The following is a 24171-nucleotide window of genomic DNA, read 5'->3' on the forward strand; positions in this document are numbered from 1 at the left end:
AATCAGATGTTAATTAAGCCATCTTTAGGAGTGAGTTTTAATGTTAGAAAAAATTCAATTTATAAATTATAAATGTTTTGAAGATGCAACAATTCCTTTAAGAGAAATTACAATTGCTGTGGGGAAAAATAATGCTGGTAAATCTACTATGATAGAGGGGTTGAGATTGATTGCATTAGCAATAAAAAGTGGTAAAAAACATAATTATAAAGATTTACCTCCTATTTTTCAGCAGAGAAACAAGAAGTCGAAGAAACTTAATTTAGATTCTTTAAAAATTGATCTACGTACAGTGTCTCATTTTTACAAAGAAGATATTATTTCAAAAATAATAGGATATTTTAATGATAAAAATAAGATTGAAATTTATATTTCAGATGATGTTGCTTATGCTTGTTATTATGATAAATCGGGAAGAAATATAAAAAGCGCAAATAAATTTCTAGTAAGTAGCTTTTCAAGAGTTGAGATATTACCTCAAATTGGATTAATTAAAGAAGAAGAAAGACAGTTAGCTGGAAGTACAATTGTTAATGGTCGAGATACTTATTTGTCTAGTAGGCATTTTAGAAATGAGATATTAGATGAGAAAACAAAGGATATAACAGTTTACGAAGAATTTTGTCAGTTAGCAGAGCAAACTTGGCAAGGGTTGAAAGTAAAAGAATTGATTGCACCGTCGAGAGGATTTATAGGGGATAGCACTCCTCCAATCCAATTAATGATAGAAGCAGATAGATTTACTTCGGAGATAGGCTATATGGGGAGTGGTCTTCAAATGTGGCTTCAGATTATTTGGTTTATTTGCAAATCTGCAGAGTCAGAGACTGTGATACTAGATGAACCTGATGTTTATATGCATCCAGACCTACAGAGGAGTTTAGTAAAAATTGTAAAGAATAGATTTAAGCAGGTAATTATTGCTTCACATTCAGTAGAAATTTTATCAGAGGTTAATCCCGAAAATGTACTAATGATTGATAAATCTAAACAAACCATGAAATTCTCTTCAGACATCATTTCTGTACAAAATACATTGGAGGACTTAGGCAGTTCGCAAAACATTACATTGTTAAGGATTGCGAATTCTAAAAAATGCATTTTTGTCGAGAATTCAAGTGATTTAAAAATCTTAAATAAAATTTATGAAAAATGTTACCCAGAAAATAACGATTCACTACTAACACTTCCATTCGTGGAATTAAAAGGAGCAAGTAATCTACCACAAGCTTTTGGGTTATCAAAACTATTTGCGGGTGAAACTAAAGGTAGTATACAAGTAAAATGTATTTTAGATAGAGATTATTTCCCGCAAACTTGGTTAGATAAAAAGATATTTGAAGCAAAAGATGCTGACTTAAATTTAAAATTCTGGAATAAGAAAGAAATTGAAAATTACTTTCTTATTCCAAAAGTTTTATTTGTCATCTCAGGGATGGAAAATGAAATAATTTTTTATCAATATTTGGATAAAAAAATTGATGAAAACTTCAAAGATGAAGTGGCAGATTCATTGTCAACAAAACTAAAAGAATTAAATAGTAAGTGGGACATTGTTAAGGCTAATTCTGAAGCAAGAAAAATACGTGATAAATCATGGAATACTTTAGAAGAAAAGTTATCTATTATTGGTGGAAAGAAAGCCTTAACAATGATAAGAGCTTGGTTCCAGAGTGAGTTTAAAAGGTCCTGCTCGATTGATGATATAATAAAAAACGCTCAAAAAGAAGATTTTGATAAAGAAATTATTGAAATGATTGAATGGCTTAGAGAATAGATTATGGTTTTCACAATTGAATTTATTATAATTAACAATTGAACTCTGGTACTCCTTAGTTTTCAAGTATAGTGGAAGAAGTTTATTACTATTAAAAAACTAACTTACTCATCTTTTTATTAATTTCTATTTTCAAATTACTATTTAATCGTATTGGAAGAAATAGATATTTCAGTAAGCATAGTACCGGATGATAGATTCTATAAATTTATGTCAATTTGAGGAGGATAAAAGTATTGCTTGTTTCTCAGGTGTCTAGAATAGTTAGTTGGCTTTATAAGGCAATGATTTTGAGATATTTTAGGTTTTTAGTGTCACGATTATCATAAAGTTTTTGAAGATTGTAGAAAAAATTCCCTTTAGATACTTTGTATGAATGTAGAGCGCAATCCTCGTTTGATTTTCGTTGAAAATATAAAATCCCCTTCAGCTTTCTTTAAGGAACTCAAGTTATACTATAGTCATCCTAATAAGTATTACTGAACGTCGTTCGGTAGCGCTCACATGTTCTGGTTTTAAGTCAGGCAGTGTATCTTTCTTTTTTCATAAATCTCCCAAACAAGTCTAATCTCACAAGGTTAGGCTTGTTTTTATGAAATAAGCAGAAAGTTTTTCATTAAAAGTAAACGCTTGTGTAAGTAAAATGAAAACGTTAGGCAAAGTCAGTGAAAACGTCTAAAAAACCGTCAATTCATTGACTTTCGTGGAAAATAGGACTAAAATAGCAGGGTAAAAATAATTAAAAAGGAGAATTCTACTATGAATCTAACTATCTTAGCCCTCGGTTTGGCCGTTATGGGTGTATCTGTTGGTGAGGGTATCCTCGTTGCCAATATCGCTAAAGCTGCAGCTCGCCAACCTGAGATGTTTAGCAAACTTCAAACATTGATGTTTACTGGTGTTGCCTTTATCGAAGGTACCTTCTTCGTATTGTTTGCCCTTAGCTACATTGTCTAATAGACAAATAAAAAGATGAAGGAGGGATGAGCAGTGGAAACTACAAGTAATCCAACCGTCTCATTATTTGGGATTGATTTTGACTTGACTGTCCTTGCCATGTCTCTCTTGACAGTAATTATCGTTTTTGGAGTGGTTTTTTGGTCAAGTCGTAAGATGACCATTAAACCAAAGGGAAAACAAAATGTGCTTGAGTTCATCTATGAGTTTGTGAACAGTACCATTTCTCAAAATCTTGGGAAATTCACGAAGAATTATAGTTTGCTCTTGTTTGTAATTTTCACCTTTGTTTTTACAGCGAACAACTTAGGTTTGCTTGTATCTGTAAAAAGTGAGCATTACAATTTTTGGACTTCTCCAACATCGAACTTCGGTGTTACTATCACTCTTTCTTTGATTATTACCCTCATTAGTCATATTGAGGGGATCCGTAAAAAAGGGTTTAAAGGCTATCTAAAAGGCTACCTTTCACCATACCCAGCTATGCTCCCAATGAACATTTTGGAACAATTAACCAACCTTGCTTCATTGGCCTTGCGTTTGTTTGGTAACATTTATTCTGGTGAGGTACTTACTGGCTTGATTCTTAAATTGGTGACATGGTCTGCTTTTGCAGCACCTGTATCCTTTGCTTTGAACCTTGTCTGGGTTGCCTTTTCAGCCTTTATCGGCTTTATCCAATCCTATGTCTTTATTATCCTAAGTTCAAACTATATTGGTGATAAAGTCAACGAAGAATAATTAAGAAAGGGAGAAATGAAATGTCATTACTGATTAATAGTACGACACTTGGTAATATCATTATCACACTCGGCTCAGTTTTTCTCTTGTATTACCTCATCCGTAAATTCGCATGGGATCAAATTACAGGAATCTTTGCTGCTCGTGAAAAGAAAATTGCCACAGATATTGATAGTGCTGAAAATGCTCGTCAAGAAGCAGAAAGCTTGGCACAAAAACGTCAAGATGAGTTAGCAGGTGCTCGCACTGAAGCGGCTCAAATTATTGATGGGGCCAAGGAAACTGGTAAAACTCAAGAATCTAAAATCATTGCAGAAGCACATGATGAAGCTAAACGCTTGAAAGAAAAAGCAAATCAAGACATCGCCCAAAGCCGTGTGGAAGCACTTGCTGGCGTTAAAGGTGAAGTTGCAGACTTGACTGTCCTCTTGGCGGAAAAAGTTATGAAACAAAACCTTGATGCTAAAGCGCAATCTGACTTGATTGATAGCTATCTTGATCAATTAGGAGATGCTTAATGGATAAGAAAACACAAGCTCTTGTTGAGCAGTATGCCAGAAGTCTGGTAGAAGTCGCTTTTGAACAAGACGCCGTGTCAACAATCCAAGAAGAAGTAAGGCAAATCCTAACAGTTTTTGCTGAAACAAATCTAAAAACCTTCTTGTCGCAGGAAAATGTGACAAGTGAAGCTAAAAAAGAAAGTTTGAGCTTGTTTCAAGAGTCTTGTTCAGTGTATATGAACAATTTTCTTGAGGTAATCTTACTCAATGACCGTGCCAACATTCTCTATGATGTGTTGAAATTGGTCCTTGAGCTCTTTGATCAAGAAGACAATACTTACGATGTTACAGTGACATCAGCAAGTCCCTTGTCTGAGGAACAAAAAGCCCGACTTTTGGCGATTGTTTCACAAAAATTTGAGATTAAGACACGTCGTTTAGTAGAAAAAATTGATGAGGACCTCATCGGAGGATTCGTCATCAAAGCAAAAAATAAGGTTGTTGACACGTCAATTCGCAGTCAATTGCAAACCTTTAAAACGAATTTGAAATAGAAAGTGGTGTGACTTTTGGCAATTAACGCACAAGAAATTAGCGCTTTAATTAAAAAGCAAATTGAAAACTTCCAGCCAAACTTTGACGTCACTGAAACTGGTGTCGTTACCTATATCGGTGACGGTATCGCACGTGCTCGTGGTCTTGATAATGCTATGAGTGGTGAGTTGCTCGAATTTGAAAATGGTGCCTATGGTATGGCCCAAAACCTTGAAACTAATGATGTCGGTATCATTATCTTGGGGGATTTCGTTGCAATTCGTGAAGGCGATATTGTTAAACGTACTGGAAAAATCATGGAAGTTCCAGTTGGTGAAGCCCTTATCGGTCGTGTAGTAAACCCACTTGGGCAACCAGTTGATGGTCTTGGTGACATCGAAACAACAGGTTTCCGTCCAGTTGAAACACCTGCTCCAGGTGTTATGCAACGTAAATCAGTTTCTGAGCCATTGCAAACTGGTCTTAAGGCCATTGATGCCTTGGTTCCAATTGGACGTGGTCAACGTGAATTGATCATCGGAGACCGCCAAACTGGTAAAACTTCAGTAGCCATTGATGCTATCTTGAACCAAAAAGGTCAAGATATGATCTGTATCTATGTGGCTATTGGTCAAAAAGAATCAACAGTTCGTACACAAGTAGAAACTCTCCGTAAACACGGTGCTCTTGATTACACAATCGTTGTGACTGCCTCTGCATCACAACCATCACCATTGCTTTACATTGCGCCTTATGCTGGTGTTGCAATGGCTGAAGAGTTCATGTATAACGGAAAACACGTATTGATTGTTTATGATGATTTGTCTAAACAAGCCGTGGCCTACCGTGAACTTTCATTGCTTCTCCGTCGTCCACCAGGTCGTGAAGCCTACCCAGGGGATGTCTTCTATCTCCACTCACGTCTTTTGGAACGTTCAGCTAAAGTTTCAGATGATCTTGGTGGTGGTTCAATTACTGCCTTGCCAATCATTCAAACGCAAGCCGGAGATATCTCAGCTTACATCGCAACAAACGTTATCTCAATCACAGATGGACAAATCTTCTTGCAAGAAAACTTGTTCAACTCAGGTATTCGTCCAGCCATTGATGCGGGTTCTTCTGTATCACGTGTAGGTGGATCAGCGCAAATTAAAGCGATGAAGAAGGTTGCTGGTACACTTCGTCTTGACTTGGCTTCATATCGTGAACTTGAAGCCTTTACGCAATTTGGTTCAGATTTGGATGCTGCGACTCAAGCGAAATTGAACCGTGGTCGTCGTACAATCGAAGTTTTGAAACAACCGCTTCATAAACCACTTCCAGTTGAGAAACAGGTTGTTATCCTTTACGCTTTGACACACGGTTTCTTGGATAGTGTTCCGGTTGATCAAATCTTGGATTTTGAAGAAGCACTCTATGACTACTTTGATAGTCACCATGAGGATATCTTTGAAACTATTCGTACAACTAAGGATCTTCCTGAGGAATCTGTACTTAATGAAGCTATCCAAGCTTTCAAAGATCAGTCAGAATACAAATAGAAATAGGGAGGACAGCATATGGCAGGCTCTCTAAGAGAAATCCAAGCAAAAATTGCTTCAACAAAGAAAACGAGTCAAATCACAGGAGCCATGCAAATGGTTTCTGCTTCAAAATTGACACGTTCTGAGCAAGCTGCTAAAGATTTCCAAATCTATGCCTCAAAAATTAGACAGATCACAACAGATCTTCTACATTCAGAATTGATTAATGGTTCGTCAAATCCAATGTTGGATGCACGCCCAGTTCGTAAGACAGGTTACATTGTCATTACTTCAGATAAGGGACTTGTTGGGGGTTATAACTCAACAATTCTTAAAGCTGTGTTAGACATGATTAAACGTGACCATGATTCTGAAGATGAATATGCTATCATTTCTATTGGTGGAACAGGTTCAGATTTCTTCAAGGCTCGTAACATGAATGTTGCTTTTGAACTTCGTGGCCTTGAAGATCAACCTAGTTTTGAACAAGTCGGAAAAATCATTTCTAAAGCTGTAGGAATGTATCAAAATGAACTTTTTGATGAACTCTATGTGTGCTACAACCATCATGTTAATAGTTTGTCTAGTGAGGTTCGTGTTGAACAAATGCTTCCTATCGCTGATTTGGATCCCAATGAATCAGAAGGTCATGTGTTGACCAAGTTTGAATTGGAACCAGATCGTGACACTATTTTGGATCAACTCTTGCCACAATATGCTGAGAGCCTTATCTACGGTGCTATCGTAGATGCCAAAACAGCTGAGCACGCAGCTGGTATGACTGCAATGCAGACAGCCACTGATAATGCTAAGAATGTGATTAACGATTTGACAATCCAATATAACCGTGCGCGTCAAGCTGCCATCACTCAGGAAATTACTGAAATCGTTGGTGGTGCAAGTGCACTTGAATAGCTAGAGATTTGTCTTAATTAGACACACATGAAAAAAGGATGATTGTCATCCAGAAAACTATCATAAGGAGAAAACAATGAGCTCAGGCAAAATTGCTCAGGTTGTTGGTCCTGTTGTAGACGTAGCGTTTGCAGCTGGTGATAAACTTCCTGAGATTAACAATGCATTGGTCGTTTATACTGATGAACAAAAGTCTAAACGTATCGTGCTCGAAGTAGCTCTTGAACTTGGAGAAGGTGTGGTTCGTACCATTGCCATGGAATCTACTGATGGATTGACTCGTGGACTAGAAGTTCTGGACACTGGTCGTCCAATCAGCGTTCCTGTTGGTAAAGATACCCTTGGACGTGTCTTTAACGTTCTTGGTGATACCATTGACTTGGAAGCACCTTTTGCAGACGATGCAGAGCGTGAACCAATTCACAAAAAAGCACCAACTTTCGATGAATTGTCAACATCTACTGAAATCCTTGAAACAGGGATTAAAGTTATCGACTTGCTAGCCCCTTACCTTAAGGGTGGTAAAGTCGGACTCTTCGGTGGTGCCGGTGTTGGTAAAACCGTTCTTATTCAAGAGTTGATTCACAACATTGCCCAAGAGCACGGTGGTATTTCCGTGTTTACAGGTGTTGGTGAACGTACACGTGAAGGTAATGACCTTTACTGGGAAATGAAAGAATCTGGCGTTATCGAGAAAACAGCCATGGTCTTCGGTCAAATGAACGAACCACCTGGAGCACGTATGCGTGTTGCCCTTACTGGTTTGACAATTGCGGAATACTTCCGTGATGTCGAGGGTCAAGACGTTCTTCTCTTCATCGATAACATCTTCCGTTTCACTCAAGCAGGTTCTGAGGTTTCTGCCCTTCTTGGTCGTATGCCATCAGCCGTTGGTTACCAACCTACACTTGCTACTGAAATGGGTCAATTGCAAGAACGTATCACATCAACTAAAAAAGGTTCTGTTACATCTATCCAAGCCATCTACGTTCCAGCCGATGACTATACTGACCCAGCGCCAGCTACAGCATTTGCTCACTTGGACTCAACAACCAACCTTGAACGTAAGTTGACACAAATGGGTATTTACCCAGCCGTTGACCCATTGGCATCAAGCTCACGTGCCCTTTCACCTGAAATTGTTGGTGAAGAACACTACGCTGTTGCGACTGAAGTTCAACGTGTGCTTCAACGTTACCGTGAATTGCAAGATATTATCGCTATCCTTGGTATGGATGAATTGTCAGACGAAGAAAAAACATTGGTTGGACGTGCTCGTCGTATCCAATTCTTCTTGTCACAAAACTTCAACGTTGCTGAACAGTTTACAGGTCAACCAGGTTCTTATGTTCCAGTTGCTGAAACCGTTCGTAGCTTTAAGGAAATCCTTGAAGGTAAATATGACAATCTTCCAGAAGATGCCTTCCGTAGCGTAGGTCCAATTGAGGATGTAGTAGCTAAAGCTAAAGCTATGGGCTACTAATGAGGTGAATATATGGCACAAATGACCGTACAAGTGGTAACTCCGGATGGTCTCAAATACGACCACCATGCCAGCTTTATCCACGCGGTTACTAAAGATGGTCAAATTGGTATCTTGCCAGGCCATATTAACTTGATTGCGCCACTTGAAGTGGATGAACTCAAGGTTCGTCGTGTGGATGACGAGAGTCACGTCGATTGGATTGCCGTAAACGGTGGTATCATCGAAGTTAAAGATGATTTTATTACTATCGTTGCCGATTCAGCAGAACGTGAACGCGACATTGACGTTTCTCGTGCCGAACGTGCCAAGCAACGTGCCGAACGTGACTTGGAAGAAGCAACCAAATCTGACCGTATTGATGAAGTTCAACGTGCTCAGGTTGCTCTCCGTCGAGCACTTAATCGTATCAGTGTCGGTACAAAATAAGATAAACAAAAAACGAGACTTAGGTCTTGTTTTTTGTTTGTCTTAAAAGAAAACATAAGAAGTAACAAGGTTATCAAAGAAAGCTCATTGTAAAACCTATCTGAAGGTAAGTTAAAAAATTAGATTTCCAGTCTTGAAAACGGTTAATTTAGCTTTTACTTTAGTTTAAGGTATCAAAGTGTTATAATATAAGCTGTTAGCTTTATATTTTTAGAAAGAATGTAGAGTAACGTAATAGAAAGTATGAGTTTTTTAAAGATATGAAAATTGAAAAGAAGCATCTTTTAGATTACACCATCTTGATACCTTATTTAATCTTATCCGTGGTTGGTTTGATAGTAGTGTATTCAACAACCAGTGCTCGTTTAGTAGCCTTGGGTGCCAATCCCTTCGCGTCTGTTGTGAACCAAGGAGCCTTTTGGTTGGTATCCTTGTTCTCTATTTTTTTCATCTACCGACTGAAATTGAACTTTCTCAGGAAAGATAAGCTTTTGGGTGTTGTTATTGCCTTTGAGATTTTACTTTTGGTCATTGCCAAATTTTTCACCAGGGAAATCAATGGTGCCAATGGTTGGATTGTGCTTGGACCCTTGTCTTTCCAACCAGCAGAGTACCTTAAGATCATTGTTGTCTGGTTCTTGGCACACACCTTTTCAAAAAAACAGTCTGCCATAGAACGTTATGACTACCAAGCTTTGACGAAGAATAGATGGATTCCAAGGAATGGTAAGGAACTGAATGACTGGCGTGTTTATTTGCTCGTTATGATTGGTTTGGTTGCTATCCAGCCTGACTTGGGTAATGCGGCCATTATTGTATTGACTACGGTAGTTATGTTTTCAATTTCTGGTGTTGGCTACCGTTGGTTTACGGCCTTGTTTGCCAGTATTGTAGGGATTTCGTCAGCCTTCCTTGGTTTAATTGCCTTGGTTGGGGTTCAAACCATGGCTAAGGTACCTATCTTTGGATATGTTGCCAAGCGTTTCGCAGCATATTTTAATCCGTTCAAGGATTTGACAGGATCTGGTCTTCAGCTATCTCATTCATACTATGCTATGAGTAATGGAGGATGGTTTGGTCTCGGGCTTGGAAATTCGATTGAGAAAACTGGCTATCTCCCAGAAGCTACAACAGACTTTGTGTTTTCGATTGTCATTGAAGAGTTAGGTCTTATCGGAGCTGGCTTGATTCTGGCCCTTCTCTTTTTCCTCATTCTTCGTATTATGATTGTGGGAGTTAAGGCTAGAAATCCATTTAACTCTATGATGGCGCTTGGTGTAGGGGCTCTCATGCTTATGCAGGTCTTTGTTAATATCGGAGGAATCTCAGGACTGATTCCATCAACAGGGGTTACCTTCCCTTTCCTTTCGCAAGGTGGTAACTCGCTTTTGGTAACTTCAGTTGGGATAGCCTTTGTCTTGAACATCGCTGCTAATGAAAAGCGTGATAATATTGTTCAAGCTATTGAGGAAGAATTGTCTCATACTCAAGAATTAGAAAGTCAAGATGAAAAAATTGTACCTTTAAGAAGAAGTCGTTAATACGGCTTCTTTTTTTACTTGGTAGCGTTTTTGCATTAGCAAGGAGATTACTAAAAGCTTATAGAAGTAGTAGAAATAGAAATACGGAAAGAAATATTTGTGATTACTCTAAAGAAAAATTGAAAACTATATAAAATACTTGCAATTCTATGACATTTTGATAGAATAGTAGAGTAAAGTTAGACTGTATTGCCTACTGTCTATCTATAAAATATATTTTATTGGAGGCTTTTCCTAAATGGCAAAAGAAAAATACGATCGTAGTAAACCACACGTTAACATTGGTACAATCGGACACGTTGACCACGGTAAAACTACTTTGACAGCTGCTATCACAACTGTATTGGCTCGTCGTCTTCCTAGCGCAGTTAACACACCAAAAGACTACGCTTCAATCGACGCTGCTCCAGAAGAACGTGAACGCGGTATCACAATCAACACTGCACACGTTGAGTACGAAACTGAAAAACGTCACTACGCTCACATCGATGCGCCAGGACACGCGGACTACGTTAAAAACATGATCACTGGTGCCGCTCAAATGGACGGTGCGATCCTTGTAGTAGCATCTACTGACGGACCAATGCCACAAACTCGTGAGCACATCCTTCTTTCACGTCAGGTTGGTGTTAAACACCTTATCGTCTTCATGAACAAAGTTGACTTGGTTGACGATGAAGAATTGCTTGAATTGGTTGAAATGGAAATCCGTGACCTTCTTTCAGAATACGATTTCCCAGGTGATGACATTCCAGTTATCCAAGGTTCAGCTCTTAAAGCTCTTGAAGGTGATTCTAAATACGAAGACATCATCATGGACTTGATGAACACTGTTGACGAATACATCCCAGAACCAGAACGTGACACTGACAAACCATTGTTGCTTCCAGTCGAAGACGTATTCTCAATCACTGGTCGTGGTACTGTTGCTTCAGGACGTATCGACCGTGGTGTTGTTCGTGTCAATGACGAAGTTGAAATCGTTGGTCTTAAAGAAGACATCCAAAAAGCAGTTGTTACTGGTGTTGAAATGTTCCGTAAACAACTTGACGAAGGTATTGCCGGAGATAACGTCGGTGTTCTTCTTCGTGGTATCCAACGTGATGAAATCGAACGTGGTCAAGTATTGGCTGCACCTGGTTCAATCAACCCACACACTAAATTCAAAGGTGAAGTTTACATCCTTTCTAAAGAAGAAGGTGGACGTCACACTCCATTCTTCAACAACTACCGTCCACAGTTCTACTTCCGTACAACTGACGTAACAGGTTCAATCGAACTTCCTGCAGGTACTGAAATGGTTATGCCTGGTGATAACGTGACTATCGACGTTGAGTTGATCCACCCAATCGCCGTTGAACAAGGTACAACATTCTCTATCCGTGAAGGTGGACGTACTGTTGGTTCAGGTATCGTATCTGAAATCGAAGCTTAATTAATATTAAGTTCCCAATACAATTATTCGTCAGACAATAATTGAGAGAGTCGAGTTTACTCGGCTCTTTTTGGCGTTTGAAAATGTTTGTATTCTATACTTTTTAACTGTTTAAGGTGCTTAAGCTGAGTTTTGACAGTGATAAATAGACATAAAGCAGGCTGAGTTTTCGGAATTTTCCTAAAATCCTAGTAATAGTAGGGGATTTGTGATAAAATAAACGAGTAAATAAATAAAAGAAGAGGTATGTGAAATGTCACGTAAACCATTTATCGCTGGTAACTGGAAAATGAACAAAAATCCAGAAGAAGCAAAAGCATTCGTTGAAGCTGTAGCATCAAAACTTCCTTCATCAGATCTTGTTGAAGCTGGTATCGCAGCTCCCGCAGTTGACTTGACAGCTGTACTTGCTGCCGCTAAAGGTTCAGACCTTAAAGTTGCTGCACAAAACACTTACTTTGAAAATGCTGGTGCCTTCACTGGTGAAACTAGCCCACAAGTTTTGAAAGAAATCGGTACTGACTACGTTGTTATCGGTCACTCAGAACGTCGTGACTACTTCCACGAAACTGATGAAGACATCAACAAAAAAGCAAAAGCAATCTTTGCTAACGGTATGCTTCCAATCATCTGTTGTGGTGAATCACTTGAAACTTACGAAGCTGGTAAAGCAGCAGAATTCGTAGGTGCTCAAGTTTCAGCTGCTCTTGCTGGATTGACTGCAGAACAAGTCGCTTCAACAGTAATCGCCTACGAACCAATCTGGGCTATCGGTACTGGTAAATCAGCTTCACAAGACGACGCACAAAAAATGTGTAAAGTTGTTCGTGACGTTGTAGCTGCTGATTTTGGTCAAGAAGTTGCCGACAAAGTACGTGTTCAATACGGTGGATCAGTTAAACCTGAAAACGTTGCTGAATACATGGCTTGTCCAGACGTTGACGGAGCTCTTGTAGGTGGTGCATCACTTGAAGCTGAAAGCTTCTTGGCATTGCTTGACTTCGTTAAATAATTTTAGATAAAGTCGAGGTTTCCCTCGGCTTTTTTCTTGTTTGTCTTAAGTGTTTTTCTAAAAAAAGCCAGGTTTCTCTTATCCTGTTTTGGGGAGCAAAGGTGCTTAAATGTAGAACAAAAACTCCTATTTTGTAAGCCCTATCTTTTTGTTTGGATTTTTTAAAACTTTGAGCCTAGGCAAGTACAATTGGATTGTCCCAAGAGGCAGATAATATGCTATAATGAGAGTAGTATAACTAGAGCGCAGGCACTGATAGTCTGTTTGCTCCGCATTTTTCCAAGAAGAGGAGAATTAGAAATCATGACTTTTGATGCAATTGACCAAATGGCGGTCAGCACTATTCGTTCGCTTTCGATCGAGGCCATTCAAGCCGCGAATTCTGGACACCCAGGTCTTCCTATGGGTGCAGCGCCAATGGCATATGTACTTTGGAACCATGTGATGAATGTTAATCCAAAGACTAGCCGTAACTGGACAAACCGTGACCGTTTTGTTCTTTCTGCAGGTCATGGTTCTGCTTTGCTTTATAGCCTCTTGCACCTTTCAGGCTATGATGTATCAATGGATGATTTGAAGAACTTCCGTCAATGGGGTTCTAAGACTCCAGGTCACCCTGAAGTTAATCATACTGATGGTGTTGAAGCAACATCAGGTCCTCTTGGTCAAGGAATTGCTAACGCAGTAGGTATGGCAATGGCTGAAGCACATTTGGCTGCTAAATTTAACAAGCCTGGTTTTGATATTGTTGATCATTATACTTATGCCCTCCATGGAGATGGTTGTTTGATGGAAGGTGTTTCTCAAGAAGCTGCTAGTCTTGCTGGTCATCTTAAACTTGGTAAGTTGGTTCTTCTTTACGATTCAAATGATATCTCACTTGATGGACCAACATCAATGGCTTTCACTGAGGATGTTAAGGCTAAGTTTGAAGCTTATGGTTGGCAACACATCCTTGTTAAAGATGGTAATGATTTGGAAGCTATTGCTAAGGCTATCGAAGAGGCTAAGGCAGAGACAGATAAACCATCTATCATTGAAGTTAAGACAATCATTGGTTATGGAGCTGAAGGCCAAGGAACATCAGCTGTCCACGGTGCTCCAATTGGTCAAGAGGGTATCGACCGTGCTAAAGGTGTTTACGGATATGATGCCCCAGCCTTTACAGTACCAGACGAAGTCGCTCGTCGTTTTGAAGTTGGTATTAAATTCCGTGGTGAAGCTGCTGAAAATGCTTGGCAAACTAAATTTGCAGAATATGAAGCTGCTTACCCAGAATTGGCTGCTGAATACAAGACTGCTTTTGCAAATGAAACTGTACACGTTGACTTGAATGCTCATGAATTGGGTTCAGCAGTAGCTAGCCGTGTGTCAAGCCAACAAGCTATCCAACAGATTTCTGAACAAGTTCCTTCATTCTGGGGAGGTTCAGCAGACCTTTCAGCTTCTAACAATACTATGGTTAAGGCTGAGTCTGATTTCCAAGCAGACAACTATGCTGGACGTAATATTTGGTTTGGTGTACGTGAGTTTGCTATGGCTGCAGCGATGAATGGTATTGCTCTTCATGGTGGTACTCGTGTTTATGGTGGTACTTTCTTCGTCTTCTCAAACTACTTGCTTCCAGCAGTACGTATGGCAGCTCTTCAAAACTTGCCAGTAACTTATGTTATGACACACGACTCAGTGGCAGTTGGTGAAGATGGACCTACTCACGAACCAATCGAACAATTGGCAAGTGTGCGTTCAATGCCTAACCTTAACGTTATCCGTCCTGCAGATGGTAATGAAACTAATGCTGCATGGAAACGTGCCTTGGCTGAGACTGAACGTCCAACAATGCTAGTTTTGACACGTCAAAACTTGCCAGTCCTTGACGGTACAGCTGAAAATGCTGAAGCTGGTGTCAATAAAGGGGCTTACATCATCTCAGAAGCTAAAGGTGATCTTGACGGTATCATCATTGCGACTGGTTCTGAAGTGAAATTGGCTCTTGATACTCAAGCGGCTCTTGAAGCTGAAGGCGTGCATGTCCGTGTTGTTTCAATGCCATCACAAAATCTCTTTGATGAACAAGATGCTGCATATAAAGAAGAAGTTCTTCCAGCAGCTGTGACAAAACGTTTGGCTATCGAAGCTGGAACTAGCTTTGGTTGGGGCAAATACGTTGGTCTTGCAGGTAAAACACTTACTATTGATACTTGGGGTGCCTCAGCACCTGGTGACCGTATCTTTAAAGAATATGGTTTCACTGTTGAGAATGCAAGTCAACTTTACAAATCATTGTAAGAAAAGAAAGAGCTTGGCTAGTCCAAGTTCTTTTTTTGTAAATGTTATACAGAACTTGACTTTTTAGGGTATAGTGTTAGAATGACTGTGTCAGCCGATTTAGCTCAGTTGGTAGAGCAACGCACTCGTAACGCGTAGGTCACAGGTTCGAAACCTGCAATCGGCATGGTCAGAAGTATTAAGATAGAAAAAGGGGGGGTTAGAAACCTCTGTTTTCTTTTGTCCTTGATTGTTCTTTTAAGCTAAAATTTGATAAAATAGAAGATGAAAAAAAATAAAGGAAGTATCATGTCAAAAGGGTTATTAATCTCAATCGAAGGGCCGGACGGTGCTGGAAAGACTACAGTTTTGGAGGCGCTTTTGCCTCGTTTAAGAGAGGTTTATCCAGCTCAAGTTGTGACGACACGTGAACCAGGCGGAGTGGCTATTGCAGAGCAAATCCGTGAGGTTATTCTGGATGTAGATAATACGGCTATGGATGCTAAGACAGAGCTCTTGCTCTATATTGCGGCTCGCCGTCAACATCTGGTTGAGAAGGTTTTGCCAGAGCTTGAAAAAGGCAATATGGTCATCATGGATCGTTTTATTGATTCATCAGTTGCCTATCAAGGGACTGGTCGTGGCTTGGATCAGGATGAGATTGCCTGGTTAAATGCCTATGCGACTGATGGGTATAAACCTGATGTGACCCTATTGTTTGATGTGGATTCTGAGACTGGTTTGGCCCGCATTGCAGCTAGCGGTGAACGTGAAGTCAACCGCTTGGATTTAGAGAAGCTTGACTTGCATCAGCGTGTACGTCAAGGTTATTTGGATTTGGCACAGGCTGAACCAGAACGTATCAAGTTAATCGATGCCTCACAGGCTTTTGAGGATGTTGTAGAGCAAGCTTGGAATGTAATTAAAGGCTATTTATAAGGAGCAAGATGAAGTTAGCTGAAAGTCAAAGCAAACTATTTGAAGAGTTTTCACAAATTATCAGGGAAAATCGTTTGAGTCATGCTTATTTGTTTTCGGGTGATTTTGGAAGTCTCGATATGGCTATTTGGCTAGCACAGAGTCGTTTTTGTGTGACTCCTGAGGATGGTCTACCTTGTGGCCACTGTCGTCCCTGTCGCTTGATTGCACAGGGGGACTTTTCTGATGTTAAATTAGTAGAGCCACAAGGACAGATTATTAAGACGGACACGATTCGTCAGTTGACTAGAGAGTTTAGTCAATCGAGTTTTGAGGGGCAGGCTCAGGTTTTTATCATTCGGGATGCAGATAAGATGCACGTCAATGCTGCTAATAGTCTATTAAAGTTTATTGAAGAACCTCAAAGTCAGATTTATATTTTTCTTTTGACAGCTGATGATAGTCGTATTTTACCGACGATTAAAAGCCGAGCTCAACTCTTTTATTTTCCAAAGAATCGGGCTTATCTGGAAGAATTGCTGCAGAAGGAAGGGTTGTTGCTGACACAAGCCAAAGTGTTGGCGGACTTTGCTAAAGATGATGTTCAGGCTTTAGACTTAGCTAAAGATAATAAGATTCTTGATCTGATTAATACAGTAGAGCGTTTCACACAGTCCCTGCTATCTAATCAGGACCTGCTTTATTTGGACGTTGCAAAACTGGCTGTCCAGTGTAGTGAAAAGTCGGAACAAGAGATGGTCTGGGCTTTTTTAACTTATCAATTGGGGAAGGATATACAAAATCCACAAGCAAGACGATGGCTAGACTTAGTTTATGAGGCACGAAAAATGTGGCTAGCTAATGTCAGCTTTCAAAATGCGATGGAGTATATGGTATTATCATGACAGAAGTCATTGGAATAAAATTTGAAGAAACTGGAGCAGTAGAATACGTTGTTCCTGATAAAAATTACGCCAAAGATGACTTTGTAGTCGTTTTGGAGAAAAAAGATAAGCGCCTAGCCCAGGTTGTCATGGAAAACACAGATTTTCCGGAGGTTAGTTTGCCTGCGGATTTGAATCGGGTTGAAGGATTGGCAGGGGAGAAAGATTTCGCTAGATATGATGAAAATCTTTTGAAGGCTGAAAAGAGTATGGGAGTAGTGGCTGATTTAATTGCTCAAAATCAGCTAGATATGAAGGTGGTTGATATTGTCTTTCCGCTAAATAACTCTTATGTGTTAATCAGTTTTGTAGCTGAAAAACGGGTAGATTTTCGTCAGTTACTCAAAGACCTGGCTTCTTACTTTAAGACACGCATTGAGTTGCGTCAAATTTCAAGTCGTGAGGAATCAAAAATCTATGGTGGCTTAGGACCTTGTGGACGGGCGCTTTGTTGTTCTAGTTTTTTGGGTGAATTCCCACCAGTATCGATTAAGATGGCTAAAAATCAGAGTTTGTCCTTGAATTCTGGTAAGATGAATGGGGTCTGTGGTCGACTTATGTGTTGTCTCAGTTATGAAGATGACTTTTACCGAGATAGCAAGGCTAGCTATCCTGATTTGGGTGATGAAATTGAAACCAAGGATGGCACGGGTCAGGTCGTTGCCATTGATGTGATTGCAGGGACCATTAAGGTTGTATTTGAAAAAGGGCGTGCGCCCCTAACTTATGGAGTGGAGGAAGTTCAGCTAAATGGAAAAGCGTGAATTGTATGATAAATTCGAGGAATTATCACAAAATTTGATGTCTATGTTGGCAGAAGTGGAAGCAATTAAGGCGAACTTCTCAGGGATTCTGGATGAAAATACCGCCCTCAAGTTGGAAAACGACAAGTTACGTGAGCACTTGAGTCAAGTGGTTCAAGAGGAGACAGGAACTAAAATGTCTCATGGTAAGGTGAACCTCGAGGCTATTTACGATGATGGATTCCATATTTGTCCAGATTTTTATGGCCAACGTCGTGATAATAATGAAGCTTGTGGCTTCTGTGCAGAATTGTTGTACGGAGACTAAATATGCAGGTTCAAAAGAGTTTTAAGGGGCAATCTAGCTACGGTACCCTCTATCTGGTTCCCACTCCTATTGGGAATTTGCAGGATATGACTTTTCGTAGTGTGCAAATCCTGAAAGAGGTGGATCTTATTTGTGCAGAGGACACGCGCAATACGGGTCTCTTGCTCAAGCATTTTGAGATTGAAACCAAGCAGTATTCTTTTCATGAGCACAATGCCTATGAGAAAATTCCAGATTTACTGGAGCGTTTGAAGTCAGGTCTTTCTTTGGCTCAGGTTTCTGATGCGGGTATGCCTTCCATTTCAGATCCTGGGCATGATTTGGTCAAAGCCGCCATTGCTGAGGATATTCCTGTGGTAGCCTTACCGGGAGCATCAGCTGGTATTACAGCCTTGATTGCCAGTGGTTTAGCACCGCAACCTCATATTTTTTATGGCTTCCTGCCTCGTAAAAAGGGACAGCAGATTGATTTCTTCAAGGAAAAAGTATCTTATCCTGAGACACAGATCTTTTACGAGTCACCATACCGTGTGGCGGATACCCTTGAAAATATGCATGAGGTCTATGGCAATCGTCAAGTAACGCTAGTTCGAGAATTAACCAAGCTTTATGAAGAGTACCAGCGAGGGTCAATTTCAGAAATTTTAGATTATATTGCTAGTAATCCTCTCAAGGGAGAATGTTTACTGATTGTGGCTGGAGCTTCTGAAAATGATAGGGAAGAAAATCTAACATCAGATGTTATGCCAGTGGAGGCTGTTGAAGTTTTAATTGCTTCTGGCATGAAACCTAATCAGGCTATAAAAACCGTTGCTAAAGAGCGAAAAATAAACAGACAAGAGCTTTATAACCTTTTTCATGGGGTTTAAGGGGCTCTTTTTTTGTGGCGACATAAGATGTCAGAAAAGAAAGAATTATCAAAAAATTCCGTAAATATGCTTGTTTATCTCATATTTTTGTGTTATATTATCTGACATAGAATAATTTGTGAATTGGAGTGGTTTCATGGATACAGGTAGCAGTGCCTTTATATTGATTTGTTCAGCCATGGTTTGTTTGATGACACCGGCCTTGGCCTTCTTCTATGGTGGGCTCGGACGTCGTAAGAATGTTATCAATACCATGATGATGTCTGTTCTTCCCTTAGCCATAGCTTCTCTCTTGTGGATTGTTGCTGGCTATTCGCTTTCTTTTGGCGGTCATGGGAATATCTTCGGTAATTTCAGTCACTTTTTTTTTAATGGCGTTTCTGAAACTGCCTCAAGTCGTGGTCTAACCATTCCTGATATGCTGTTTGCTGCTTTTCAGATGATGTTTTCGATTATCTGTGTGGCGATTTTGACGGGTTCAGTAGTAGGAAGGATGCGCTTTACGCCTTTAGCCATTTTTGTTGTCTTTTGGTTACTTCTTGTCTACTATCCATTTGCACATATGGTTTGGGACGAAGGGCTCCTTGCTAAATGGGGGACGATTGACTTCGCAGGTGGTGATGTGGTTCATATTACCTCTGGTGTATCGGCCTTGGTTCTGGCAATCGTTGTTGGTAAACGTCGTGATTTTGCCATTTTAGAACACCGTCCTCATAATGTTCCTTTTGTTCTATTGGGAGCGGGTCTCTTATGGTTTGGTTGGTTTGGCTTTAATGCAGGATCAGCCTTGGCTGCTAATGGCTTGGCAGTTCACGCGCTAGTGACCACCCATGTTTCAGCAGCTGCAGCCATGTTTTCATGGTTGGCAATTGAAAAACATGTCACAGGACATCCATCCTTGGTTGGTGGTTCAACCGGTTTGGTGGCAGGTCTGGTTGCAATCACACCTGGGGCTGGTTTTGTTTCAATTTGGAGTGCGATTCTAATTGGTCTTATGGTTAGTCCGATTTGTTTTTATGCTATTTCTGTCTTGAAGAAACGTTTTGCCTATGATGATGCTTTGGATGCTTTTGGTTGCCACGGCGTTGGAGGGATCTTTGGTGGTTTGGCTACTGCGATTTTTACGACACCAGATTTAGCCCTAGATAAGGCTAATATTGGTTTGATCTATGGAAAGGCGCATCTGTTTATAGTGACTATTTTAGCTATTATCTTTACAGCTATTTGGTCTGCTCTTGTGACCTATGGTATTATTAAAGTAATTGCTCATTATATGCCTTTACGTGTTAGTGACCGTGATGAAGCTATTGGTCTTGATGACTGTGAGCACAAAGAGACAGCCTATCCAACCTTTATGGGCTTAGATTCGTAGGAGAATACAGATGAAGAAAGTAGAAGCGATTATTCGTTCGGATAAATTGGAAGATTTGAAAAATGCCTTGACTGGTAGTGGTTTGGCCAAGGGGATGACTGTAAGTCAAGTTCTGGGTTATGGTAATCAACGTGGCTTTGCAGAGTTTGTTCGTGGACAGCGCATTGTTCCTACCTTATTAGCTAAGGTTAAGGTTGAAATTGTAGTTAAGGATATGGCGGTTGACGAAGTTGTTGATGCCATTCGGAGCGCCGTGGCGACAGGGGAAGTTGGTGATGGGAAGATTTTTATTGTTCCTATTGATGATGTTATCCGCATTCGTACTGGTGAACGTGGTGGAGACGCCATTTAATATAATGAAGGCTTAAACCGGTTGGTTTGGGTCTTTTTTAGTGAATTTTGATATACTTAGAGGAGTTAGTATGATTGAGGGGGTGACCAATTGGCAAAAGGAAAAAAGAAAAGCAAGTCTAAAGCTAGACCTAAGAAAACTAAAAAGAAACAGAAGTCTTTCTTGCTCTTTCCTAAATTTTTCCAAAAGTGGAGTCTGATTTTTATTGGCCTATTTGCCTTATTGGGACTCCTAGCTAGTTTAAATTTTCCAAAGTTGACTATGGAAAAGAACATGACATCTACAGATGAGAGGACGGTTGCTTTTATTGCCGAGATTGGCGAGACGTCGCGCTATTTGGCAGCTAGAAACGACCTTTATGCATCTGTCATGATTGCTCAGGCCATCTTGGAATCCGACTCTGGACAATCTACTTTGAGTCAGAAGCCGTCCTATAACTTCTTTGGGATTAAGGGGGACTACAATGGTCAAAGTGTGACCCTACCGACCTGGGAGGATGATGGTAAGGGCAATCCTTACTATATTGATGCGGCTTTTCGTTCTTATGGTTCTGTGGAAAATTCTTTACAGGACTATGTGGATTTCCTTGAGGGAAGCTACTATGTAGGGGTGCACCGTTCCAATACTAGGAATTATAAGGATGCGACAGCTGCCCTAACAGGGGTCTACGCTACGGACACAACCTACGGAGACAAATTAAACAGCATCATTGAACAATATCAGTTAACCATTTATGACACTTATTAGGGTCGAAGGAGAGTAAAATGAATCAGAACAAAGTGAAACTCATTGCAATAGATATGGACGGAACACTCTTAGATAGCCAAAAAGAGATTCCTGCAGAGAATATTAAGGCTATTCAAGAAGCAGCTGCGGCAGGTATCAAAATTGTCCTTTGTACAGGACGCCCACGTTCAGGCATTCTTCCCCATTTTGAGAAATTAGGACTGAGTGAAGAAGAGTACATTATCATGAATAATGGCTGTTCAACTTATGAGACAAAAAATTGGAAGTTGCTTCAATATGAAAGTTTATCTCGCTCCGAGATGGAAGAACTCTTGCAGGCTTGCGAAGACTTCCCAGAGGTGGCTCTAACCTTTACTGGTGAAAAAACTTACTATGTTGTGGGCGATGAGGTGCCTGAGCTAGTAGCATATGATGCTGGGACTGTTTTCACAGAAGCAAAAGCTAGGAGTTTGGAAGAAATCTTTGCGGAAGGGCAAGTGATTTTCCAAGCCATGTATATGGCTGATTCTGAACCTTTGGATGCCTTCCAAAATGCTGTGCAAGACAGACTTGATCAGAGCTATAGCACAGTTCGTAGCCAAGAATATATCTTTGAAATCATGCCACAGGGGGCAACTAAGGCCAGCGGACTTAAGCATTTAGCGGAAAAACTTGGAATTGCTCCAGATCAAATCATGGCTCTGGGTGATGCTGCTAATGACCTTGAAATGCTTCAATTCGTCGGTCAAAGTGTTGCCATGGGTAATGCTAGTGACGACATTAAAGAGTTGTGTAAGTATGTGACCTTGACAAATGACGAGGCAGGCGTAGCTCACGCTATTCGTACTTGGGCTTTATAAGAAAAAGACCTTTAGCTTCTATCTGCTAAAGGTTTTTCGATTTTGGATAATGGCAATGAGAGTGGTTAGTGTGATGGTAATATCAGTTATGGCAGCGGGGTAGGCCTGAATGGTCAAATCGTAAATCAGCCAGAGTAACATATTTTCAATAATGACCCAGCGAAGCCACTGAAGGTTTGGTGTGGCAGCAATCGCTAAACTATAAGAGACTGAAGAGATGATTGGCAGATAGCCAATAAGTCCAAGCTGATTGAGATAGGTTCCTACAATGATTTGAATAATGATGAGGATGGTCAAGATAGTCTTGGTCATCTTCTTTTTGACCATCAAGCTATTACGTATGATGGAAATACTAATGGTTAAAGCACCGGTATAGCCACCCAATAAGAGGTTGGCAATAGCAGTAAAAATGTAGTCGGTAATTTGCCAGACCAGCATTTTATGTTTTGATTTTGCAAAAGAGGAAATAGCGACACAGAGAGCTCCGATGGCTGAGAATACTTGTGCTAGAAGATAGATTGTCATGATATAACTTTCAATTTTTGTCTCCATTATATCACAAGGATTCAAGAGATTTTCATCTCTTTTTTAGAATTTACAATCCTAATATATTAGCGTTTACATTAGAAAATGATATAATAAAAGTGTAGAAAAGATTATTCCCTTAAAAGTAGAGAGAACCCAATGTTCCCTTGTGACATAGGTCCTGTCTTTACTTTTACGATAGACTAGAAATGAGGAAATAATTATGAAAAACAAATTTTCTCAAGTAATCGTGCTTTCCATGGTTACCCTTTCCTCAATGGCTTTGCTGACGGCCTGTTCCAGCCATAAGGAATCGAGTTCAGCAGATAAGACGCCTAAGAGCAGCCAGGTGACCTCATCAAGTAAGGCTAAAACATCCAGTAAAGATAGCGGTAAGACTAGCAAGTCTAGTGCTAAGGCCAAGGAATCTTCGGGTGCAAAGACGGAGTCTTCAAGCACGCAAAGTAGTCAAAAGGCTTCTGCCCCAAGTTCGAGTAGTAGTCAGGCTCAGTCATCATCTTCAAAGAGTTCATCAGTTCCCTCAAGTAGCCAGTCCCAAGCACCTAAATCATCAAACGAGAGCCAATCTTCAGCCAGTCAATCTCAAGCGCCAAAGAGCTCAAGTGATAGTCAAGCTTCAAGTAGTCAATCTAGCAATCAAGCTCAAGCTAAAACGGATATGCAAGTAACCACCGTGGATATGGATGTGAGTGCTGTAGCGCGTGGTCAGTTTGATAGTATTGCTGGTACTTGGAAGTCCAGTGATGGCAGTCGTCTGGTCTTTAACAACACTAGCCTAGTAGGAGATATCACTGCCCAAGGTCAAGCGACAGTTCACAATTATGTGCACCCGAAAGATAATTATCAAGAGGGCTCAGGTAAGTATGATGCCACCCTCTCAAGAGATAGAGGGGACACTTCTGGTATTGTTGGAGATATTAGCTTTGTCTCTAAAAAGGCAGCTATTTCTGGTCCTAGCTATGAACAAGATACCATTCAAGTAACCAGTACTGATGGAACAAAGGTCTACTTTAAAGAATCAGATAATGTGACACTACCTAAAGACGTGACTGTTACTGACAATCAACTTCCAATTGATGGTGGTATTGCAGAATCTGGCAGCTACACGCTTACCAAACGTACAGCTGTCAAAAATACTCCTAGTGATACAGCTCCAGTTGAATTTTACTTAGAAGCAGGCGATAAGATTAACTTTGATATGAAGGTTACTCAAGACGGTCATAGTTGGATTTCTTACATCAGCTATAGTGGTGTTCGCCGTTATGTTCAAGTGGATTAAATAAGATATCTAGAAAGGTCAGAATTTCTTCTGATCTTTCTATTATTTTGTGGAAAAAGCCTTGTCTATTCCCTAATAAATCGATACAATAGAAAGGTCGGTTTAACCGAAAATTTTTA

24 protein-coding genes and 1 tRNA gene are annotated in these 24171 nt (G+C 40.1%); 24 read left to right on the forward strand and 1 reads right to left on the reverse strand.

Annotated elements, in window-relative coordinates:
- The first annotated feature begins 40 nt into the window (after positions 1-40).
- The 23 genes from SSAL8618_RS02585 to SSAL8618_RS02695 all read left to right on the forward strand — a co-directional run bounded on the left by SSAL8618_RS02585 (position 41) and on the right by SSAL8618_RS02695 (position 22227).
- The gene (locus SSAL8618_RS02585; protein ID WP_038675468.1) at positions 41-1777 is read left to right on the forward strand and encodes an ATP-dependent nuclease; all 1737 of its coding nucleotides are present in this window, start codon (positions 41-43) and stop codon (positions 1775-1777) included.
- A gap of 759 nt (positions 1778-2536) precedes the next feature.
- Complete coding sequence (locus tag SSAL8618_RS02590; protein ID WP_002890193.1) at positions 2537-2734, forward strand: F0F1 ATP synthase subunit C; 198 nt, start codon at positions 2537-2539, stop codon at positions 2732-2734.
- A 33-nt stretch (positions 2735-2767) separates the two neighbouring features.
- Positions 2768-3475, forward strand: a complete 708-nt coding sequence (gene atpB / locus SSAL8618_RS02595; protein ID WP_038675470.1) for a F0F1 ATP synthase subunit A — start codon at positions 2768-2770, stop codon at positions 3473-3475.
- Between the two features lie 20 nt (positions 3476-3495).
- The gene (atpF, locus tag SSAL8618_RS02600; RefSeq protein ID WP_002886161.1) at positions 3496-3993 is read left to right on the forward strand and encodes a F0F1 ATP synthase subunit B; all 498 of its coding nucleotides are present in this window, start codon (positions 3496-3498) and stop codon (positions 3991-3993) included.
- A complete protein-coding gene (locus SSAL8618_RS02605) occupies positions 3993-4529 on the forward strand; it encodes a F0F1 ATP synthase subunit delta (RefSeq protein ID WP_002885901.1) in 537 nt (178 codons plus the stop codon). Before atpF ends, SSAL8618_RS02605 begins: the two co-directional genes overlap by 1 nt.
- A 15-nt stretch (positions 4530-4544) precedes the next feature.
- A complete protein-coding gene (gene atpA, locus SSAL8618_RS02610; protein WP_038675472.1) occupies positions 4545-6050 on the forward strand; it encodes a F0F1 ATP synthase subunit alpha in 1506 nt (501 codons plus the stop codon).
- Between the two features lie 18 nt (positions 6051-6068).
- Entirely contained in the window at positions 6069-6947 is an 879-nt protein-coding gene (locus SSAL8618_RS02615; protein WP_002886026.1) for a F0F1 ATP synthase subunit gamma, read from the forward strand.
- Between the two features lie 76 nt (positions 6948-7023).
- The gene (atpD, locus tag SSAL8618_RS02620) at positions 7024-8430 is read left to right on the forward strand and encodes a F0F1 ATP synthase subunit beta (RefSeq protein WP_002885994.1); all 1407 of its coding nucleotides are present in this window, start codon (positions 7024-7026) and stop codon (positions 8428-8430) included.
- A 12-nt stretch (positions 8431-8442) separates the two neighbouring features.
- On the forward strand, positions 8443-8859 hold the full coding sequence (locus SSAL8618_RS02625) for a F0F1 ATP synthase subunit epsilon (RefSeq protein ID WP_002890211.1): 417 nt from the start codon (positions 8443-8445) through the stop codon (positions 8857-8859).
- Positions 8860-9119: 260 nt separating this feature from the next.
- The gene (ftsW, locus tag SSAL8618_RS02630) at positions 9120-10400 is read left to right on the forward strand and encodes a cell division peptidoglycan polymerase FtsW (RefSeq protein ID WP_038675474.1); all 1281 of its coding nucleotides are present in this window, start codon (positions 9120-9122) and stop codon (positions 10398-10400) included.
- Positions 10401-10638: 238 nt separating this feature from the next.
- Positions 10639-11835 carry an elongation factor Tu gene (gene tuf, locus SSAL8618_RS02635; protein ID WP_002886182.1) on the forward strand — a complete coding sequence of 399 codons (1197 nt, stop codon included), beginning with the start codon at positions 10639-10641 and terminating at the stop codon, positions 11833-11835.
- A gap of 253 nt (positions 11836-12088) precedes the next feature.
- Positions 12089-12847 carry a triose-phosphate isomerase gene (gene tpiA / locus SSAL8618_RS02640; RefSeq protein ID WP_002885895.1) on the forward strand — a complete coding sequence of 253 codons (759 nt, stop codon included), beginning with the start codon at positions 12089-12091 and terminating at the stop codon, positions 12845-12847.
- A gap of 303 nt (positions 12848-13150) precedes the next feature.
- Positions 13151-15136, forward strand: a complete 1986-nt coding sequence (tkt, locus tag SSAL8618_RS02645) for a transketolase (protein WP_038675476.1) — start codon at positions 13151-13153, stop codon at positions 15134-15136.
- A gap of 93 nt (positions 15137-15229) precedes the next feature.
- Positions 15230-15302 (forward strand) — tRNA-Thr (locus SSAL8618_RS02650).
- 122 nt (positions 15303-15424) lie between these two features.
- Positions 15425-16054, forward strand: coding sequence for a dTMP kinase (gene tmk, locus SSAL8618_RS02655; protein ID WP_021144578.1), 630 nt, complete (start codon positions 15425-15427; stop codon positions 16052-16054).
- 8 nt (positions 16055-16062) lie between these two features.
- The gene (locus SSAL8618_RS02660; protein WP_021144577.1) at positions 16063-16938 is read left to right on the forward strand and encodes a DNA polymerase III subunit delta'; all 876 of its coding nucleotides are present in this window, start codon (positions 16063-16065) and stop codon (positions 16936-16938) included.
- Positions 16935-17741 carry a regulatory iron-sulfur-containing complex subunit RicT gene (gene ricT, locus SSAL8618_RS02665; RefSeq protein ID WP_038675478.1) on the forward strand — a complete coding sequence of 269 codons (807 nt, stop codon included), beginning with the start codon at positions 16935-16937 and terminating at the stop codon, positions 17739-17741. Before SSAL8618_RS02660 ends, ricT begins: the two co-directional genes overlap by 4 nt.
- Positions 17728-18048 carry a DNA replication initiation control protein YabA gene (yabA, locus tag SSAL8618_RS02670; protein WP_002887582.1) on the forward strand — a complete coding sequence of 107 codons (321 nt, stop codon included), beginning with the start codon at positions 17728-17730 and terminating at the stop codon, positions 18046-18048. The genes ricT and yabA overlap by 14 nt, the downstream gene beginning before the upstream one ends.
- 2 nt (positions 18049-18050) lie before the next feature.
- Complete coding sequence (rsmI, locus tag SSAL8618_RS02675; RefSeq protein WP_038675481.1) at positions 18051-18917, forward strand: 16S rRNA (cytidine(1402)-2'-O)-methyltransferase; 867 nt, start codon at positions 18051-18053, stop codon at positions 18915-18917.
- Between the two features lie 136 nt (positions 18918-19053).
- Complete coding sequence (locus SSAL8618_RS02680) at positions 19054-20289, forward strand: ammonium transporter (protein WP_038675483.1); 1236 nt, start codon at positions 19054-19056, stop codon at positions 20287-20289.
- A gap of 10 nt (positions 20290-20299) precedes the next feature.
- Positions 20300-20641, forward strand: a complete 342-nt coding sequence (locus SSAL8618_RS02685) for a P-II family nitrogen regulator (protein WP_002886165.1) — start codon at positions 20300-20302, stop codon at positions 20639-20641.
- Between the two features lie 90 nt (positions 20642-20731).
- Positions 20732-21388, forward strand: coding sequence for a glucosaminidase domain-containing protein (locus SSAL8618_RS02690; RefSeq protein ID WP_038675485.1), 657 nt, complete (start codon positions 20732-20734; stop codon positions 21386-21388).
- Positions 21389-21405: 17 nt separating this feature from the next.
- Complete coding sequence (locus tag SSAL8618_RS02695; RefSeq protein ID WP_002885966.1) at positions 21406-22227, forward strand: Cof-type HAD-IIB family hydrolase; 822 nt, start codon at positions 21406-21408, stop codon at positions 22225-22227.
- Between the two features lie 18 nt (positions 22228-22245).
- On the opposite strand, the gene SSAL8618_RS02700 is transcribed toward SSAL8618_RS02695, so the two are convergent.
- Entirely contained in the window at positions 22246-22752 is a 507-nt protein-coding gene (locus SSAL8618_RS02700) for a YgjV family protein (protein ID WP_038676961.1), read from the reverse strand.
- A 223-nt stretch (positions 22753-22975) separates the two neighbouring features.
- Here SSAL8618_RS02700 and SSAL8618_RS02705 point away from each other — a divergent pair, with 223 nt between their 5' ends.
- The gene (locus tag SSAL8618_RS02705; RefSeq protein ID WP_038675488.1) at positions 22976-24052 is read left to right on the forward strand and encodes an SH3 domain-containing protein; all 1077 of its coding nucleotides are present in this window, start codon (positions 22976-22978) and stop codon (positions 24050-24052) included.
- Positions 24053-24171: the final 119 nt, after the last annotated feature.

Origin of the sequence: Streptococcus salivarius (genome assembly GCF_000785515.1) — a bacterium.
Taxonomy (GTDB): domain Bacteria; phylum Bacillota; class Bacilli; order Lactobacillales; family Streptococcaceae; genus Streptococcus; species Streptococcus salivarius.

Coding starts and splice junctions, on each gene's coding strand:
- SSAL8618_RS02585 (WP_038675468.1), top strand. CDS start 41: ATGTTAGAAAAAATTCAATTTATAAATTATAAATGTTTTGAAGATGCA.
- SSAL8618_RS02590 (WP_002890193.1), top strand. CDS start 2,537: ATGAATCTAACTATCTTAGCCCTCGGTTTGGCCGTTATGGGTGTATCT.
- atpF (WP_002886161.1), top strand. CDS start 3,496: ATGTCATTACTGATTAATAGTACGACACTTGGTAATATCATTATCACA.
- SSAL8618_RS02605 (WP_002885901.1), top strand. CDS start 3,993: ATGGATAAGAAAACACAAGCTCTTGTTGAGCAGTATGCCAGAAGTCTG.
- SSAL8618_RS02615 (WP_002886026.1), top strand. CDS start 6,069: ATGGCAGGCTCTCTAAGAGAAATCCAAGCAAAAATTGCTTCAACAAAG.
- atpD (WP_002885994.1), top strand. CDS start 7,024: ATGAGCTCAGGCAAAATTGCTCAGGTTGTTGGTCCTGTTGTAGACGTA.
- SSAL8618_RS02625 (WP_002890211.1), top strand. CDS start 8,443: ATGGCACAAATGACCGTACAAGTGGTAACTCCGGATGGTCTCAAATAC.
- ftsW (WP_038675474.1), top strand. CDS start 9,120: ATGAAAATTGAAAAGAAGCATCTTTTAGATTACACCATCTTGATACCT.
- tuf (WP_002886182.1), top strand. CDS start 10,639: ATGGCAAAAGAAAAATACGATCGTAGTAAACCACACGTTAACATTGGT.
- tpiA (WP_002885895.1), top strand. CDS start 12,089: ATGTCACGTAAACCATTTATCGCTGGTAACTGGAAAATGAACAAAAAT.
- tkt (WP_038675476.1), top strand. CDS start 13,151: ATGACTTTTGATGCAATTGACCAAATGGCGGTCAGCACTATTCGTTCG.
- tmk (WP_021144578.1), top strand. CDS start 15,425: ATGTCAAAAGGGTTATTAATCTCAATCGAAGGGCCGGACGGTGCTGGA.
- SSAL8618_RS02660 (WP_021144577.1), top strand. CDS start 16,063: ATGAAGTTAGCTGAAAGTCAAAGCAAACTATTTGAAGAGTTTTCACAA.
- ricT (WP_038675478.1), top strand. CDS start 16,935: ATGACAGAAGTCATTGGAATAAAATTTGAAGAAACTGGAGCAGTAGAA.
- yabA (WP_002887582.1), top strand. CDS start 17,728: ATGGAAAAGCGTGAATTGTATGATAAATTCGAGGAATTATCACAAAAT.
- rsmI (WP_038675481.1), top strand. CDS start 18,051: ATGCAGGTTCAAAAGAGTTTTAAGGGGCAATCTAGCTACGGTACCCTC.
- SSAL8618_RS02680 (WP_038675483.1), top strand. CDS start 19,054: ATGGATACAGGTAGCAGTGCCTTTATATTGATTTGTTCAGCCATGGTT.
- SSAL8618_RS02685 (WP_002886165.1), top strand. CDS start 20,300: ATGAAGAAAGTAGAAGCGATTATTCGTTCGGATAAATTGGAAGATTTG.
- SSAL8618_RS02695 (WP_002885966.1), top strand. CDS start 21,406: ATGAATCAGAACAAAGTGAAACTCATTGCAATAGATATGGACGGAACA.
- SSAL8618_RS02700 (WP_038676961.1), bottom strand. CDS start 22,752: ATGACAATCTATCTTCTAGCACAAGTATTCTCAGCCATCGGAGCTCTC.
- SSAL8618_RS02705 (WP_038675488.1), top strand. CDS start 22,976: ATGAAAAACAAATTTTCTCAAGTAATCGTGCTTTCCATGGTTACCCTT.